Consider the following 16,136-nt stretch of genomic DNA (forward strand, 5'->3'; position numbering starts at 1 on the left):
TATATCGTGAGCAAACTTATCTTCGCTCTCTTTTGCCCATTATATCACAATTCTTATTTTTTGGAATTTACATTTTCATTACATTACATATCCCCTATTCCCGCCCTGACGCACTGAAGCAACCAGCTTAAGGCTGAAGATGGCATCCCGCATGCGTCCCTTTTGGCACGATCCAGTATTTACCGGTAATAAACCCGGTCAAATCTTATTTCCCGCAGTTTTCCGGTCTCTCCGTCAGGAACAAAATCGGCCATATAAAAACTATCGTCCTCCCTTATTTCAAATATTTTATTCCAGTCTTTCTCCGGCAGTTCTTCTCCATCGATAATGATGGAGATTCCCTGATCCCTGTATTTTTTTAGCCCTGCCAGATACTGACCTTTCTCTGTCTGCCCGTTCCTTTCCCTGGCATCTTCTCTTCTCATCTGCATATCCCCCGTCTGTTTCTCATTTGTCACATAGGCCGGGGGAGAACCACAAGGGTTTTGCCGTGACACAATTCCTCCCCCGTATTTAAAAAAACTGCTGATAAAAGCCTATGATTTCACCGGTGACAGCAAACACGTCTACTGAAACCGGAATTCGGGAAATGGGTATGTTAAGCCTCTTTTCCGCATTCTTTCTGGCTTCCTCGCTTCCAAACGACACGAGCGTCTTCCAGCTCTTTTCCGCTTTTTTCCCCTTTCTCTCAAACTCCAGAAACGTTTCCATCTGCCACTCGCTTAAGCTCCCGAGAACAAATTGCCTGTCGCATCTTAAAAATTCTTCCAGATTGCCATCCCTTACGGTTCCGTAATCCACAATCACTGCCTGGTAACCGGACTTTTTGCACAATAACAGCGTATCAATCCCCGCTCTTTCATAATAATCCGCTTCCAGTATATGAAAACATCCGGCCTGGGACTGTTCCTTTTCGCACAGCTTTCTCATATTCCGGAAATCCCCATGGCTGTTCCATTCCAAAACCGCACACCGCTTTCTTAAGACTCCTCCCAGATATCCTGCTGTCATAACCGTAAAATGGGTCACCCCCACTCCTCTTCCGGTTCCGATGATCCCAATGATCTCCTGATTGACCGGCATTTTACAGGAGCGCGAAAGCTTCCACACCTTTTTTACCGTTCTATTCATTAGGCGTTTATCCTTTTCCTATGGTGCAGTTTTTGCCCGAAATCATTTGAGAAAACCAATCGTTAATTTGTCTTTTATATCTTCCTTTTCCTCTTTTTCTTATGCTTTTTATTTCTAAAATCTCGTCCAGCAGAGTCTTGTAAAAGTCTTCTGTTTCCGCATTTTTCTCAAAAGGATCCGGAAAGTAAGGGGCCCTAATGCATCGGGAAGGGGCTGCCCCTTCAGGCAGCCTTATCCTGGTTGTCCTGGCTGCATGATTATAAACAATCCCATAGGAACTATGGCCTTTCACTACATATTCTGCAGAGAAATAGGCACTGTTTCTGCTCCAGCTGCTGCCGTCGCATACCAGTATCAAAGCATCTGGGCTGCCACTCAGTGCCTGTTCAACATTTTTTCCGTAATCCAGGATACGAATTTGATAAGGCGGCTCTTTTAATTTCACTACCGGCCCGTAATAGGGTCTCCAAATAAAACCCCGGTACCTCATCAGGCCATACTGGTCCCGCTTTGCGGCTGCATGATCACCAAGCCCGGTGCCCATGCCGGAATCATTTTTTTCTTCAAATAAATTGGGATATCCGTGATTTCTAAGATAGACAGACAGGCCGATTCCAATATGAGTCGTTCCGGCCCCTGATTTGCTCCCTGCAAGAGCAATTGTAAGAGATGACGATTGTAGACGGTCTTTTGCAGCCGTTCCCATGTTTTTAAGCTGTCCAAGCCTCTCACCCAGCTCCTGTGCTGATGAAAACCGTTCTTCTTTTTCCTTTTTCATACACCGGTTTATGATGGCAGCCAGATCGGCATCCATTGATGAAGCCGGTTTATAGGGCAGTTTAGGAAATTCTCCTGTAAATAGAAAATGGATGATAGCACCAATGGCATATATATCTGTTCTTTCATCCAATACTCCATCCTTTGAATACTGCTCCGGCGCCGCACATCCCACGGTTCCATACCGCTCTCCGTGCATATTTGCATCTTCCACGGACGCGGCAAGTTCAAAGTCAATCAGTTTAACGATGTCATGACACAATAACAGGTTTTTCGGCTGTAAATCCAAATGTAATATGGGGTTTGGTCCTGCGAGATGCAGGTAACTGATGATGCTGGTCAACTGGATTCCATATGAGATGGCCAGTTCCCGCGATAGATAGCCCTGTTTTTTCACAAGGTCAAATAAAGAATCTCCTTCCAGATACTCTTCGATTAAATAACTATAAAATTCGTCTTCCTCTACATCATAAATAATGGGAATTCCAGGATGGCGAAGTTCCTTAAGAACAAGCGCTTCATGCCTTAGACGTTCGAATTTCAGAAAGCTTTTGGGTACCCGCTTGATTGCCCGGTATTCCTCAAGCCCCAGATGAACCGCCAGAAAAACTGTCCCTGCCCGGCCGGTTCCCAAGATGCCGTATAGCTGATATTTTCCAAACAGAACGGCGCTTACTAAAACCACCTCCTTTTATCTGTCCAATATCATCTCTTGGGGTATATTCTAATATATTCTATTTATTTTTTCAACTATTTTTTACGAAAACCCAAAACTTCCTAGACGTCTTTTCTTTCCATGTGAGCAATGTATAACTCTCCCCATTTTTCCAAACTATCCAACACCGGTTTAAATTGATGGCCCAATTCACTCAAAGAGTATTCCACTTTGGGCGGGATGGTATTGTAAACGGTACGGGTAATCAGACCATGTTCTTCCAGATTACGTAACTGTTTTGTCAGTGTGGCCTGAGTAATGGGAGCCAGTGCACGCTCTAACTCCTTAAACCGAAGTGTTTTCTCTTCCAGATAGTGAAGTATCAGCAGCGCCCATTTCCCGCTCAAAACCTTTTGAGAGGTAAAATAAGGACAAATACCGAACAGGTCTTTTTTTTCACTTTCATTATTCATAATAAATCCTCCATTACTATCCTATTAGATACTAACTATACTAAAAAATCGTACTTGTACTTTGATCTGTGCGCACTATAATTATAGCATAAAGCAAGACAAAATACAATTTGCCAATAAGAATGGAGGATCAGTCATGATTGATTATGCAGCTGTTTTGAAGGAGAACCCCAACGGCGTCCTGGCAACACAGGATGGCAGCAAGGTAAAAACCCGGGTATTCCAATACCTGTTTACAGACGGCAACAAAGTATATTTCTGCACCAGCAACAAAAAACCGGTCTACGAACAGATTAAGGCCAACCCCAATGTTTCTTTCTGCACCTACCCAGCTAACTTTACGCCGGTGGTATCAGTAAACGGTAAGGCCGTCTTTGTCAACGATCTTTCCTTAAAAACTCGTGCACTGGACGAGAATCCCGGCATAAAGGGCCTGTACAATACACCTGACAATCCCATCTTTGAGCTTTTCTACATTGATGTAGAGGAAGTGGAAACTTTCAGCTTTACGGATGGCCCAAAAACCGATACCATTTAACCGCAAACGCCAATGAACTATCTACTTTCACCTATGGTATCTTTCTGTTATAATCTAATCAAGATCAGTGGTAATACACTAATTTGCGAGGTGGATCATTATGATTGAGGATTATATTGTAACCCAAATGAATATAGATTCTATAAAGAAATATGGTGCGCTGGACTTGGTTTGGCAGGTCTTTCTGGAATTTGAAGCTCCGGATTATTCAGAAGAAGGCAATCAGGAGTTCAAGAAATTTATAGATTTGAATTCTATTGAACAAAAAATCAATAAAAACGAGATGCTCTTCTGGGGTTGTTTCAGCGGTGAGAACATCGTGGGAGTGGCTGCAACCAGACAACCATGTCATATTTCACTTTTGTTTGTGGATAAAGAACATCACCGGCAAGGAATTGGGCGGGAATTATTAAGTACTATAACATCTTTTTTCAAGGAAGAAGGTGTTAATCGGGAAATGACGGTTAATTCATCACCCTATGCAGTCGAGATATATCATAAACTGGGATTTATCGATACAGACACCGAACAACTTGTAAATGGAATACGTTTTACTCCAATGAAGTATATATTCAGCTAATAAGAACAAACTTAAAATTCCTATTTAATGAAAACTTGAAAATTTGTTTTATTACATTATTTTTACATTACAGCTAATGGTAATTGACGTTATCTTCTAAATCACCTTTCGAAGATAACGAAGAAATCGAGTAAAACAATATTATATTATCATCATGTCAAAAAAATAAAACCGGGAAATTCCAATAAGCAAATAGGATTCCCGGTTATTAACATCCAAACCTTAAAATTATATAAATTTTTTCACATAGTAATTGCTTTTTCGCTATATTATATAGTATAGTTATGTTGAGGAAGTATGTAAACATTCATTCACCATTTTAAAAAGAACAGGAAGTGATCCTATGAAGATAGAACGTATTAACGAAAATCAAATTCGCTGTACGCTTACCAGCTTTGATTTAAGCGTCAGAAACTTAAATTTAGGCGAGCTTGCCTATGGCAGTGAAAAAGCCCGCAACCTGTTCCGCGAGATGATTCAGAAAGCCTCTAACGAAGTGGGATTCGAAGCAGAAGACATTCCTCTCATGGTAGAAGCAATTCCATTGTCCAACGAAAGTGTGATGTTAGTAATCACAAAAATCGATGATCCGGAAGAATTAGATACAAGGTTTGCCAAATTTTCACCATCAGCCGACGAAGACTTGGATTCCATGCCAGGAGACCTGGCAAGCGAACTTTTGGAAGGCGCCGACGGACTGTTAAACCTGTTAGGGCTTGACAAGAAAGAAGAACCGGAGGCCGAAGAGCCAAAAGAGCAATCAAGCGCTTCCTCGATACGAATCTATTGTTTTCAAAGTCTGGACCAGATATCTGATGCTGCAAGGACCATCGGGCAGGTTTACGATGGCGAGAATACATTATATAAAAAACCTGATACCAGACAGTATTATCTGGTGATCAGGAACACTCCTGACAAGTCTCTGGATTTCAGCCGTGTCTGCAACCTGCTTGCGGAATATGGTTCCAAGATTCACCAGGACTACGCCTCCGAAGCGTACTACAGGGAACATTACGAGGTGCTGATTGAAGGTCACGCCCTTCAGTCTCTTGCCAAACTTTAATCCGTTCCTTTGTTCATAGTACTTCATCACAAATCAAAAATGAGGTTCGGCCCCTTAAAAGGGCCGAGCCTCATTTTTAAAATCCTAAAGCTTCTTCCAGAAAGAATGCAAAAATCAATTCCAAAGTGGCATCTGTCTCCTTGCTCGGAATCAATATCCAGTTATGTACCATCTTAGCCCCTTTTTTATAAATGATTTTCGTTCCTTTAAATTTTCCCGCCTTTTCAACCAGAAGCTCGCAGTCCGGTGTAAGAATTTCATCTGTGCCGGAAAATATCAGGATCTGTCCCAGCTGATCCCAGTTTCCATGAAGAGGTGAGACAAAGGGGTGATCCGGTTCCAAAGGACCGCAGTAGCGGGCTCCGGCTTCTTTTAACGCTTCTACAGGAAGGATAGGATCCGTTTTTTTCATGATCTTTATCTTCGGATTGTTAAGAGCGATATCCAGCCACGGAGAAACCACGGCAGTTCTCACCGGCATAGGCAGATTCCCCATGTCCCGCAGTTCCTGTAAAAACGAGAGAGCCAGACCACCGCCGGAAAAATCTCCAAAAAGAAAAAACTCATCTTCCGGATACTCTGCCGTCAACCAACTGTAAACCCGGACCAGATACCGGTGAACATCTAACGCCGTATACTCCGGAGCCAGAGGGCAGGAAGGTATGGTCACCTTAACCTGTTTTTCTATGGCAAAACACTCTGCCATTTCCCTGTAACGCTCTGACGGCTCCAGGGTATATGCCCCTCCCGGCAGCATGAGGATATGGGCAGTCTTTGAATAGCTTCCGTTTATGGTGACTCCGGGAAAACCGTCGATGTTCCAGGCTTTTACCCGTACCTTTTTTGTAAATTGTTCCTGGGTCAGCGCCCCCGTTCCTCTGGGCGGCTGTTCCAGTTCAAGGGCCATCTTTTTGTCCGCTTTTTTTAGCCCTGCAGTAAATCTTGCCATCTCCGTCTTCATGCTCATGATTTCCACATCTCCTTTCCCTTTATTTTGCATATTACGATTCTTTACATAATCTGTTTAACTTTTTCATTTCATGCAGAACAAACTGGCTGACAATGATCATTGAGGTAATATCCGCCACAGGCCCTGCATAGAGGATTCCTTCCAGACCAAAAGAAAGGGGAAGGATAAGAATCAGCGGGATCAATAACACAAGCTGACGCAGCATGGATAAAATGGAAGCCTTTAAGGGTTGTCCCGTTGACTGGAAATAACTGGTTGTCACAACCTGGAATCCGGCCGAAAAGATTCCAAGCATGTACACCTTCAGGCAGCGGATGGCAAACTGGGTGAACTGCACATCCTCTGTCCCAAACAGACTTAAAATCTGCCCTGGGAACAACTGACAGGCAAGCCATCCCGTAAGGGCAACTGTGGTTGCCGCCGTAGCTGCCGAAAGATAAGTCTTCCTCACACGCTTTGGCTGATTCGCTCCCTTATTAAATCCCAGAATGGGCTGGGAGCCGATGCCGATCCCTATACAGATGGAAATAAGAATCATTCCGATCTTATTTACAACACCCATGGCACTTAAAGCCACATCACCGCCAATGCCCGTCTTGTTTCCATAATACACCAGAGAATTATTCATGACAACCTGCAAAATGGTAGACGCCACCTGGGTGATTCCGCTTGAGACTCCAAGCGGCAGCGCCAGCCTGCAGATATCCCCATCAATGCGTAAACTATTTCTATTAAGGCGCATATGCTTTCCTTTGTACACAAAATACAGCACCAGCACGACTGCGGAAATGATCTGAGAAGTAATGGTAGCAATGGCCGCTCCGGTCACACCCCAATGAAATACGAAAATATAAATCGGATCCAGAATAGTATTTAAAACAGCGCCAACTAAAATGGCATACATAGATAAAGCAGGACTCCCGTCTGTCCTGGCCATATTGCTTAGCACCACAGAGAGCATGTTAAAAGGTGTGCCCAGTAATATGATAGAAGTATACTGCCTTGCATATTCCATGGTATTGGCGGTAGCCCCGAAAATCTTTAACATAGGCGTCATAAGAGGAAATCCAACAGCCATAACTACAACGCTGGCTGCCAGGGTCAACAGAAAAACAGTTCCAAGAGTCTTGTCCGCCTCTTCCTCATTTTTTTCACCAAGCTTAATGGCTGCATAGGCGCTTCCTCCAGCTCCCAAGAGAGTTGATATGGCTAAAATGATGGTGACAATCGGAAATGCAATGGTGGTCGCCGCATTTCCCAGATACCCAATGCCCTGACCGATAAAGATTTGATCAACAATATTGTAAATCGAATTTACCAGCATGGCGACAATCGCTGGAAGTGCAAACTGCATCAGCAAATGCCCCACTGGTTTATATCCCAGGGGGTTCTCCCCCTGTTTTATCCTGTCTTGTTCCATAAAATGTTCTATTCCTTTCCCTTCTGTTCCATGATGTGATCGAGGGCATTGCAAGCCATGCGAATGAGCATTTGCTCTGCTGCATCACGTTCCTCTTTGGTAAACCCTTTTAATATAATATCCGCCCATTCATTTACGCTCTCCAAGGTCTTTCCCACGACAGCTGCCGCTTTGTCTGTGACGTAAATCCTCCGGATGCGTTTATCCTCCTGTGCCATTTCCGTCACAACATATCCTTCTTCTTCCAGCTTCTTAACCGCGCGGGTGGCAGTGGCCTTATCGTAATGTCCAAAAGAAGCCAGCTCATGCAGACTCATACCAGGTTTTTTAAAAATCTGCAATAAAAAAAACTGTTGTCCACAGCCTATCTGATAAGTAGATAATTGATTTGCAAAATACGTATTATTAAGTCTCTGGATAATCGAGATATATTTCCCGATTTCCTTGTGCTCGCACATGATTTCCACCTCCAAGCCTTTCGGACGGCATTTCATCTTATTTTAGGATGATAAACAGCATAACATAAAGTGGTTGCATTCGCAACTTTTTTTTATTAATGCAATAAAAAGCGGTACCGGTTTCACAAAACCGGTACCGCCTGTCATTGTTACTTGTTACTTTGTTTTAAAAATCTCGCAGGTTTTCCTGCAGGCAGCCTCCGTAGCCGCGCAGCCGCCAAGGGAAGTTTCCCTTAATTCAAATGGGATGGAACGACCGACCATCATCATGGTGTCTACCGTCTGATCAAATGGTATGAACTGCTCTACTCCTGATAATGCCATTTCTGCACATACCAGTGCATTGGAAGCTCCCAGAACATTACGGCTCTGGCAGGGATACTCCACCAGACCGGCTACCGGATCACAGACCAGCCCTAAGAGATTCACGATTGCTGAGGAAGCTGCATCCATGCACTGCTTTGGCGTTCCGCCCATGATTTCCGTTGCTGCCGCTGCTGCCATTGCAGAAGCAGCACCAACCTCAGCCTGACAGCCGGCCTGTGCTCCAGCCACGGTAGCATTCCGCATAATCAGATAGCCCACCGCACTTGCTGTAAAAAGGCCATCAATGATCTGTTCGTGATCTAAGGAAAATTCTTCTTCCAAAGCAAGAAGCAGTCCAGGCAGAACTCCGGAACTTCCTGCCGTGGGCGCCGCTACAATAAGGCCCATAGAAGCATTTACTTCCAGAACAGCCAGAGAATAGGTGATCGCCTTGGACAGCATGCTTCCGCATATGGATTTTCCTGATCGCCTTCTGTTCCGAACCTTTGCAGCTTCTCCTCCGATCAATCCGCCGATGGAAGCCACCGGCTCATCTAACGGCTTATGACAGGCTTCCTTCATGATCTGGTAAGCTTCTTTCATCCGGCTTATGGTCTCCTCCGGATCGGCACCGAACTCACTGGCTTCCCGTTTCCGCATCACCTCTGAAATCCGGCAGTGATTTTCCTCACACAATTTCAACAATTCACTTCCTGATATAAAGTCCATAAAAGCCTCCTAAACCTGTATAAGCATAACATCTTCTACTTTGGGGTGTTCCCGCAGCTTATCCAGCAATTCCTGTGGGATTTCCTCATCAGATTCCACCACAGAATAAGCAGTCGCCCCTTTTTGTTCCCGAAACAGGCGCATGAAAGCAATATTTACATTACGTTCACTTAAACTGGTGGCAATATAGGCCACCATGCCAGGATAGTCCAGGTGGCGTATAACCAGTGTGGAATATTCCCCGGTAAAGTCTACATCAATGCCGTTGATCCTGATAATTTTAACTTTACCGCCTCCTAGGGAGACACCGCGGACCGATATCGTTCCGCCCTTTTCTCCAGACACATGAATCTCTACTGTATTTGGATGAACTTCTGTTTCTTTTTCATCCACCTGGAAGGAATACTTTATCCCGCATTCATCAGCTAACTGGAAGGAATTTTTAATTCTTAAATCATAAGTCTCAAACCCCAGGATGCCGCCGAGAAGCGCACGGTCGGTTCCATGGCCTTTGTAGGTCTTTGCAAAAGAACCGTACAAAACAAACTCCACTTCGCGAATGGGTTCGTTGAACATTTTTTTAACCAGAAGAGCAATTGCCACAGCACCCGCAGTATGGGAACTGGATGGCCCTACCATATTAGGGCCGATTACCTCGAAAATACTGATAGACGGCATAATCAGCCTTCTCCTTTCGCAATTACCTTAACCGTTGTTATCTTTTTTAATATATTTGTGGTAATACAAATCAACCAGCGCACTGATCGCATTATCTCCGGATACGTTACATGCAGTTCCAAAGCTGTCCTGTGCAATATACATTGCCTGAAGAAGGCTGGCAATATCTCCTACTGCAGGGATTCCGACAATCGGGAAGAATGGAGTCGCCGTAAAAATAGAACCACCCGGAGCTCCCGGAGATGCAACTAAGGCAACTCCCAGCACACAGATAAAAGGGAACAGGGTAAGGAATCCATGAGGCATGCCGTAAATGAGCAGAGTTGCGGTCACACAACAGGTCATTGTGATCATGGAACCTGCCATATGAATGTTAGCGCAAAGCGGAACTACGAAGTTACGGATTTCTTCTGAAATACCATTGCTTTCCGCACACTTAATATTAACCGGAATGGTAGCCGCAGAAGACTGGGTACCAATCGCAGTCAGGTAGCCTGGTAACTGGTTCTTTAACATGGTAAACGGATTTCTTTTTGTCAATATACCTGCAAAGGTAAAGGCTGCAAGCAGATAGATTAAATGAAGCAGAATCACGATCACAAATACCTTCCAAAGCACTGACATAATCGCGAAGGTAGTTCCCTGATACGTCATCTTGGCAAAGGTTCCGCAGATATACAAAGGAAGAATTGGAATGATCACCCGGTTCAGTACCTTTGTAATGATCTCGGAAAATTCTTTGATTACATTATACAGGGCATCTCCGATTTCTTTGCCCCGCATGGTGCTGATGCATACCCCCAGAACAAAGGCCAATACAACAGCAGCCGTTGTTTCTAGTAACGGTGTGATGCCCAGGGTAAAATATCCGCTGATGGCCTTGTCACTTGCAGAAGCAACCTTCGCAACAACTTCTTCATTCACAAATGAAGGGAAAAACGTACTGGCTACCGCATAAGCTGCACTTCCTGCCAGCAATGTGGAAGCATAGGAAATCGCTGCGGTAAATGCCAGCAGCTTTCCGGCCCCCTGAGATAAGTCCGCAATTCCCATAGTAACAAAAGCCACTACCATAAGCGGGATGATAAACATTAAAAACTGTTTAAATAAATCTGATACTGTAATCAATATCGAAGTTACAAAACTGGGACAGTACATACCAATTAAAATACCAATGATAATTGCAATAATCAGCCTTGGTACCAGTCCCAGCTTCTTTCTCTTTTTACTTTCCTCCATATCAATACCTTCCTTTCATACAATAAAATAAATTTTATTGTATTCATTTATATGATGTAATTTATTTTATCATAGATACTTCTCAATTGCAATATTATTATGTTTTTTTGACAATTAGGCAAAAAAATCTGCAGGTTTTTTGTCACTTTTCACAAAAACCTGCAGAACTTTTCATTATCAACCCATTTCGCTGTATTAATGTTTATTCGTTCTTTTTTTCTGTAGTTACTCCCACATTACGAATGTGCATATATACGGTATTTTTAGATATTCCCAGATAGTCGGCTACCTTTACAACTGCATCTTTCATGGTAAAAACCCCCTGTTGATGCAGGGAATTAATGATTTCCTTATTTTTAAGAGACGGAAGTATCCCTTCATCTGCCAATACCGTTTTCCGGACCTCCTGGACTTTGCTGTAAATTAATTCATCCACATTTTTAGCAAAGGTTTCAGTTTTAACCAGTGAATGAGTAGATATTGCGGGGATATAGCTGGTCAGGATCTCAGAAAAGCCTGTATTCAAATAAAAATTGATACATAAAAGGCCGATAATTCGTTTTTCCTCCCCCCGCACCACAATGGTAGAGGATTTTAATGGTTCTCCTTTTTTGTTCTTGGTAAAATAGGAGATATAACTTTTCTCGCCATCCTTTTCAATTTCTTCCAGCATCTGAAGGGCCAGGTCCGTAATCGGCATTCCTTCCGTACGTCCTGTGTGGTGTCCATTGATGATCTTAATGACGGAATGTTCCGTATCCTCCAGACTATGAAGCACCATCTCATAGCCTCCCCCCAGATAATCAGCAAGCCCTTCCATCATGATCTTATAAGATTCCAGTATAATTCGGTCAATCAGTGTCAAGTGTACATTATAATCCTTCATTGTATTCATCCCCTACATTCATTTTTTTTAAGGAATCATGCATTATTTTTAGGAATTATAGCATGCTGTAAAATATTTTTCAATAAAAAGGCTGATTACTTAACAGTAATGTAATTTATTACATTAAAAAAGTCCAGACAATGCATGCCTGGACTTTTTTCTTTATTCTGGTTTTTTATTAATAAAGATGAGGAAAGAGGCGAAATCCCCTGATTCTCTAAAAAGGCGGCTTCTGTCAATGGGAATACCGGCGTACATAAGCTCGCTTCCATAGTATTCCCCGGTCTCTCCCGGCATGGAAACTTTATAAAGCATATCCTCGCATAGCCCCTGGAGCTTTAACCGTAGCCAGCCTGCATTGGCCGGATTCAAAACCTGATAATAAGCGGCGATTGCCTGTTCCAAATCTTCTGATACTGCCATCCATGCCGTATCATTTCCTTCAAACGGACTTTTTAACCGGTAAAACGTTCCCTGGTGTAAAAGTTTCCGGTACTTCTTATAGCATGCAATCTGCTGCTTTACCGTCTCTATTTCCTCGGGAGACAGATGATTCAAATCCAGTTCATATCCAAAAGCCCCGAAAATCGCTGCATTTCCCCTGGAGTCCAAGGGCGTTATTCTGTGAATCTGATGGTTGGGAACTGCAGAGACATGGGCTCCGATGCTGGATATGGGATAAACCATGGTAGTTCCGTACTGGATCTTTAACCGGTCCATGGCATCCGTATTGTCACTGCACCATGCCTGTGGAGCAAAGTACAGCATTCCAGGGTCAAACCTGGCCCCTCCGCTGGCGCATGATTCAAACAGGATCTCCGGGAAGTCCCTGGTGAGCCGGGTATATAAGTCATAGACTCCCAGGATAAATTTATGCATCACCATTCCCTGCCCGTCAGGCGAGGTTCCTCTGGAGTAGCATTCCGTCAGATACCGGTTCATGTCCCACTTGATATAGGTGATTCTTGCATTGGCAATAATATCCTTTAACATGCCGTAAACCGCATCAACAATTTCCTTTCTAGAAAAATCAAGGACATGTTGACTTCTGCTTGGCGTTTCATAGCGGCCGGGAGCGGACAGGATCCAGTCTGGATGGGCCTCGTAAAACCGGCTGTCTTTATTGACCATCTCCGGCTCGATCCACAAACCGAATTTTAAGCCCAGGGCTTCCACCTTCTCAGACAGTCCGGAAATCCCTTCCGGCAGTTTATTCCGGTTCACTTGCCAGTCTCCCAAGCCCCTGTGGTCATCACTTCGTTCGCCAAACCAGCCGTCATCAAGAACAAACAGCTCCACGCCCGTTTCCTTCGCCTTTTTGGCAATGGCGAGAATCTTTTCTTCGTTAAAATCCATATAGGTTGCTTCCCAGTTGTTTAAAAGTACCGGTCTTTCCCTGTCTCTCCAATAACCTCTCGCAAGCCGGGTCCTGTATAAACGGTGGAAGATCTGGCTCATAAAAGAAAGCCCCTGTTCCGAATAAACCATCACAAGCTCCGGAGTCTGGAAGGATTCCCCCGCTTTTAAAGGCCATTCAAAGGTGTCCGGATGGATTCCCATGAGCACCCGGGTGGTATCATGGGTGCAGACTTCCACCTGTCCTAAGAAGCTGCCGCTGTACACAAGGCTGAAGCCATATACCTGGCCGCTGTTCTCCGTAGTCTCTTTTCTTACAAGCGCCAGGAATGGGTTGTGCTCTGCGCTGCTGATCCCTCTCATGCTGTAGATGGACTGTATTCCCTGTTCCAGGGAACGCCTCTTCAAATACCGCTCCCTGGACCATGCCCCGGAAAGCTGAATCATCTCATAATCACTATCCGGCAGCTCAACAGCTCCGCTCATAGCCGTTAAGAGGACGATCTCCTCCTTGCCATGGTGGTCAAAACGGGCATGCCTTGTAAGGACCGGCATCTCTTCATAGATCGTATAGGAAAGAATCAGATCCGTATCCATCACATCATCATGAAGGGTGATCTCCAGAGTGGCAGCCTCCCTATCCTCTTCCACATAGGTGGCAGGAAGAGGCTCTATGGAGTGCTTCCCCTCAAAGATACGGTGGGAAGCATAAGTAAAGTTTGTGATCCTGCTGCCGTTCTCCTGCCTGACGATGCAGGCACCATACCGGTAATCCCCTGTTCCATAAGCAGAATATTCCTGCTTCGTATATTGGAGACATAAGCTGACCGGCTCCGGACAGCTTATAGCGGCATGGGCGCGCTCTCCTGTCTCAAGGAGATATGCATAGGACTCCCTGTCCGTAATACGTTTCCCATAGTACAGATTTCCCAGTTGGCCATTGGCCATGATCTGAATGATATAACTCATGGACTGGTTATACAGGTGGAACTGTTTCGCTTGTTCATGGTAAATGATAGACATAATTCATACTCCTTTTATAATTTTCCTCCGGATGTAGCAATTCCTTCTATAAACTGTTTCTGGAATATCAGATAAATGACAATCATGGGGATACAGGCCAGTAGGGATGCTGCCATAAGCTCCGGATAATTTGTTTCAAACTGTCCCTGCAGCTTTGCAAGGGCGGCAGACAGGGGCATGGTATTTTGCTCAGTGTTAACGACCAAAGGCCACATCAGCTCCTTAAATCCAAACAGCGCGGTAAAGATACCAAGAGCAACCATGGAGGATTTTGTAAGGGGGGCCATAACATATAGAAAGGTCTGGCCGATATTGCAGCCGTCAAGCCTGGCCGCCTCCTCTAAGGAAGAGGGAAGCCCCATATAAGCCTGCCTTAATAAAAAGGTTCCAAAGGCTGTCACGAGACCCGGAAAAAGCAGGCCAAAGGAGGTATTTAACATTCCCAGCTTACTCACCATTAAGTATTGAGGAATAATAAAGATCTGGGATGGCACCATCATCTGAAACAAAACCAGGGAAAAGGCCAGATTCTTTCCCTTAAAGTGAAGGCGTCCAAAAGCATATCCTGCCATGGTTGCAGTAAGCACCGCACAAATGACCCGTTCTACAATAAGCAGCAGCGTATTCCAGTACAGCCTTAAAAAGTTCATTTTGCTTATGATGGATAAAAATGCTTCCTTTCTCCATACCGTAGGAAAAATGATAAACGGATTCATCTGAGTTGCCTCCGATGTGCTTTTAAAGGCCGTTAAAAGCATCCACAAAAAGGGAACCAGCATAATGACAGACCCGATTGTAAGAATGAAGTAAACGATGGCTGATTTAATTTTTCTACTCTTATCCATAATTCTCCTCCCTAGCTGTAGTTCACCCATTTTTTCTGACAAATCATCTGAATCATTGTGATCAGAAGGATTACCATAAGAAGCAGCATGACAATGGAAGAGCCGTATCCCTTGTTTCCTTCTATAAACGAGTATTTATAGAAAAGGTACACCAGGGACTGGGTCTTTACCAGCGCCGGGTTGCTTTTTCCCATCATCATATAGATGCTGTCAAACACCTGCATGGCCCCTATGACTCTGGTCACTGTCACAAAAAACATGGTGGGTGATATTAAGGGCAATGTAATCGTAAAAAACTGGCTGATTCCGTTCGCTCCGTCAATCTGCGCCGCCTCATAATAGTCTCTGGGTATTTCCTGAAGGCCTGCAAAAAACAGTACCATATTATAACCGATCACAGACCAGATTCCTACAATGGCCACAGAGATAAATGCGATATTGGGATTAGAGATCCAGTTAACTCCGGAAAGTCCTATGCCGCGAAGCAGATGGTTAAGCAGTCCGAATTCCGAATTATAAAGCCATCTCCAAACCATAGCCACCGCTGCAGGAGCGGCTACCATTGGCAGGAAATAAATGGTTCTCCATATTGAGCGTCCCCGGATTTTCCCATTTAAAAAAACGGCTAACACAAGGGCAAGCGCAATGGAAAACGGTACCTCTACCACCGCATATTTACATGTGTTCCACAAAGCCTGCCATACAGTCCCATCACTAAAAAGCTTCCGGTAATTGTCAAAGCCAATAAATACATTGCCTTTGCCAAAAGCTCCTGTTTTGAAAAAGCTCTGATAAATGGTCTGAAAAATAGGGATGATGTTTAATATAATAAGCCCTGCCATGGTAGGCAGCAAAAACATCCACCCCCATAAAAATTCACTTCTCTCCCGCCTTGATACCTTTGACTTTCTGTTCATGCAGACCCTCCGTATTTCTTTGTCAAGCGGATATTCGCAATCCGCTTCACCACTTGATTCGGTTAAAAAGGGGGAGGCGCTTTAAAAGCCTG

Annotated in this window: 17 protein-coding genes; 3 read left to right on the forward strand and 14 right to left on the reverse strand. The window is 44.2% G+C overall.

From position 1 onward, the window contains the following. Positions 1 to 179 precede the first annotated feature (179 nt). From BMW45_RS04365 to BMW45_RS04380, 4 genes are all read right to left on the reverse strand, one after another. Positions 180 to 497 (reverse strand): hypothetical protein, encoded by a 318-nt coding sequence (locus BMW45_RS04365; RefSeq protein WP_242882898.1) that lies wholly within the window; start codon positions 495 to 497, stop codon positions 180 to 182. Positions 498 to 513: 16 nt separating this feature from the next. Beyond that, positions 514 to 1,131, reverse strand: coding sequence for a hypothetical protein (locus tag BMW45_RS04370; protein WP_092240838.1), 618 nt, complete (start codon positions 1,129 to 1,131; stop codon positions 514 to 516). A gap of 7 nt (positions 1,132 to 1,138) precedes the next feature. Next, a complete protein-coding gene (locus BMW45_RS04375) occupies positions 1,139 to 2,593 on the reverse strand; it encodes a serine/threonine protein kinase (protein WP_092240840.1) in 1,455 nt (484 codons plus the stop codon). Positions 2,594 to 2,685: 92 nt separating this feature from the next. Then, positions 2,686 to 3,036, reverse strand: coding sequence for a winged helix-turn-helix transcriptional regulator (locus BMW45_RS04380; RefSeq protein ID WP_025231053.1), 351 nt, complete (start codon positions 3,034 to 3,036; stop codon positions 2,686 to 2,688). A gap of 136 nt (positions 3,037 to 3,172) precedes the next feature. Here BMW45_RS04380 and BMW45_RS04385 point away from each other — a divergent pair, with 136 nt between their 5' ends. The 3 genes from BMW45_RS04385 to BMW45_RS04395 all read left to right on the forward strand — a co-directional run bounded on the left by BMW45_RS04385 (position 3,173) and on the right by BMW45_RS04395 (position 5,217). Then, complete coding sequence (locus BMW45_RS04385) at positions 3,173 to 3,574, forward strand: pyridoxamine 5'-phosphate oxidase family protein (protein ID WP_092240842.1); 402 nt, start codon at positions 3,173 to 3,175, stop codon at positions 3,572 to 3,574. A 100-nt stretch (positions 3,575 to 3,674) separates the two neighbouring features. Further along, complete coding sequence (locus BMW45_RS04390) at positions 3,675 to 4,154, forward strand: GNAT family N-acetyltransferase (RefSeq protein WP_092240843.1); 480 nt, start codon at positions 3,675 to 3,677, stop codon at positions 4,152 to 4,154. A 343-nt stretch (positions 4,155 to 4,497) separates the two neighbouring features. Continuing rightward, complete coding sequence (locus tag BMW45_RS04395) at positions 4,498 to 5,217, forward strand: adaptor protein MecA (RefSeq protein ID WP_092240844.1); 720 nt, start codon at positions 4,498 to 4,500, stop codon at positions 5,215 to 5,217. Between the two features lie 76 nt (positions 5,218 to 5,293). On the opposite strand, the gene BMW45_RS04400 is transcribed toward BMW45_RS04395, so the two are convergent. From BMW45_RS04400 to BMW45_RS04445, 10 genes are all read right to left on the reverse strand, one after another. Then, positions 5,294 to 6,184 (reverse strand): alpha/beta hydrolase fold domain-containing protein, encoded by an 891-nt coding sequence (locus tag BMW45_RS04400; RefSeq protein WP_092246164.1) that lies wholly within the window; start codon positions 6,182 to 6,184, stop codon positions 5,294 to 5,296. A gap of 34 nt (positions 6,185 to 6,218) precedes the next feature. Continuing rightward, entirely contained in the window at positions 6,219 to 7,607 is a 1,389-nt protein-coding gene (locus BMW45_RS04405) for an MATE family efflux transporter (RefSeq protein ID WP_092240846.1), read from the reverse strand. Between the two features lie 8 nt (positions 7,608 to 7,615). Next, the gene (locus BMW45_RS04410; RefSeq protein WP_092240848.1) at positions 7,616 to 8,065 is read right to left on the reverse strand and encodes a MarR family winged helix-turn-helix transcriptional regulator; all 450 of its coding nucleotides are present in this window, start codon (positions 8,063 to 8,065) and stop codon (positions 7,616 to 7,618) included. 156 nt (positions 8,066 to 8,221) lie between these two features. Beyond that, the gene (gene sdaAA / locus BMW45_RS04415; RefSeq protein ID WP_092240850.1) at positions 8,222 to 9,100 is read right to left on the reverse strand and encodes an L-serine ammonia-lyase, iron-sulfur-dependent, subunit alpha; all 879 of its coding nucleotides are present in this window, start codon (positions 9,098 to 9,100) and stop codon (positions 8,222 to 8,224) included. 9 nt (positions 9,101 to 9,109) lie between these two features. After that, positions 9,110 to 9,778, reverse strand: a complete 669-nt coding sequence (gene sdaAB / locus BMW45_RS04420) for an L-serine ammonia-lyase, iron-sulfur-dependent subunit beta (protein ID WP_025231046.1) — start codon at positions 9,776 to 9,778, stop codon at positions 9,110 to 9,112. Between the two features lie 27 nt (positions 9,779 to 9,805). Then, positions 9,806 to 11,017 carry a dicarboxylate/amino acid:cation symporter gene (locus tag BMW45_RS04425; protein WP_092240852.1) on the reverse strand — a complete coding sequence of 404 codons (1,212 nt, stop codon included), beginning with the start codon at positions 11,015 to 11,017 and terminating at the stop codon, positions 9,806 to 9,808. A 202-nt stretch (positions 11,018 to 11,219) separates the two neighbouring features. Then, a complete protein-coding gene (locus tag BMW45_RS04430) occupies positions 11,220 to 11,903 on the reverse strand; it encodes a helix-turn-helix transcriptional regulator (protein WP_092240853.1) in 684 nt (227 codons plus the stop codon). Between the two features lie 162 nt (positions 11,904 to 12,065). Then, the gene (locus BMW45_RS04435) at positions 12,066 to 14,282 is read right to left on the reverse strand and encodes an alpha-galactosidase (protein WP_092240855.1); all 2,217 of its coding nucleotides are present in this window, start codon (positions 14,280 to 14,282) and stop codon (positions 12,066 to 12,068) included. A gap of 14 nt (positions 14,283 to 14,296) precedes the next feature. Beyond that, positions 14,297 to 15,127: a carbohydrate ABC transporter permease gene (locus BMW45_RS04440; protein WP_092240858.1), complete on the reverse strand. Its 831-nt coding sequence runs from the start codon at positions 15,125 to 15,127 to the stop codon at positions 14,297 to 14,299. A gap of 11 nt (positions 15,128 to 15,138) precedes the next feature. Then, positions 15,139 to 16,044: a carbohydrate ABC transporter permease gene (locus BMW45_RS04445; RefSeq protein WP_092240860.1), complete on the reverse strand. Its 906-nt coding sequence runs from the start codon at positions 16,042 to 16,044 to the stop codon at positions 15,139 to 15,141. Positions 16,045 to 16,136: the final 92 nt, after the last annotated feature.

Origin of the sequence: Lacrimispora sphenoides (assembly GCF_900105215.1) — a bacterium.
Classification (GTDB): Bacteria; Bacillota; Clostridia; order Lachnospirales; family Lachnospiraceae; genus Lacrimispora; species Lacrimispora sphenoides_A.

What these genes read in the sequence shown, in the direction of transcription:
- BMW45_RS04370 (WP_092240838.1), bottom strand. Translation starts at nt 1,131, where the DNA reads ATGAATAGAACGGTAAAAAAGGTGTGGAAGCTTTCGCGCTCCTGTAAA.
- BMW45_RS04380 (WP_025231053.1), bottom strand. Translation starts at nt 3,036, where the DNA reads ATGAATAATGAAAGTGAAAAAAAAGACCTGTTCGGTATTTGTCCTTAT.
- BMW45_RS04385 (WP_092240842.1), top strand. Translation starts at nt 3,173, where the DNA reads ATGATTGATTATGCAGCTGTTTTGAAGGAGAACCCCAACGGCGTCCTG.
- BMW45_RS04390 (WP_092240843.1), top strand. Translation starts at nt 3,675, where the DNA reads ATGATTGAGGATTATATTGTAACCCAAATGAATATAGATTCTATAAAG.
- BMW45_RS04395 (WP_092240844.1), top strand. Translation starts at nt 4,498, where the DNA reads ATGAAGATAGAACGTATTAACGAAAATCAAATTCGCTGTACGCTTACC.
- BMW45_RS04400 (WP_092246164.1), bottom strand. Translation starts at nt 6,184, where the DNA reads ATGAGCATGAAGACGGAGATGGCAAGATTTACTGCAGGGCTAAAAAAA.
- BMW45_RS04405 (WP_092240846.1), bottom strand. Translation starts at nt 7,607, where the DNA reads ATGGAACAAGACAGGATAAAACAGGGGGAGAACCCCCTGGGATATAAA.
- BMW45_RS04410 (WP_092240848.1), bottom strand. Translation starts at nt 8,065, where the DNA reads ATGTGCGAGCACAAGGAAATCGGGAAATATATCTCGATTATCCAGAGA.
- sdaAA (WP_092240850.1), bottom strand. Translation starts at nt 9,100, where the DNA reads ATGGACTTTATATCAGGAAGTGAATTGTTGAAATTGTGTGAGGAAAAT.
- sdaAB (WP_025231046.1), bottom strand. Translation starts at nt 9,778, where the DNA reads ATGCCGTCTATCAGTATTTTCGAGGTAATCGGCCCTAATATGGTAGGG.
- BMW45_RS04425 (WP_092240852.1), bottom strand. Translation starts at nt 11,017, where the DNA reads ATGGAGGAAAGTAAAAAGAGAAAGAAGCTGGGACTGGTACCAAGGCTG.
- BMW45_RS04430 (WP_092240853.1), bottom strand. Translation starts at nt 11,903, where the DNA reads ATGAAGGATTATAATGTACACTTGACACTGATTGACCGAATTATACTG.
- BMW45_RS04435 (WP_092240855.1), bottom strand. Translation starts at nt 14,282, where the DNA reads ATGTCTATCATTTACCATGAACAAGCGAAACAGTTCCACCTGTATAAC.
- BMW45_RS04440 (WP_092240858.1), bottom strand. Translation starts at nt 15,127, where the DNA reads ATGGATAAGAGTAGAAAAATTAAATCAGCCATCGTTTACTTCATTCTT.
- BMW45_RS04445 (WP_092240860.1), bottom strand. Translation starts at nt 16,044, where the DNA reads ATGAACAGAAAGTCAAAGGTATCAAGGCGGGAGAGAAGTGAATTTTTA.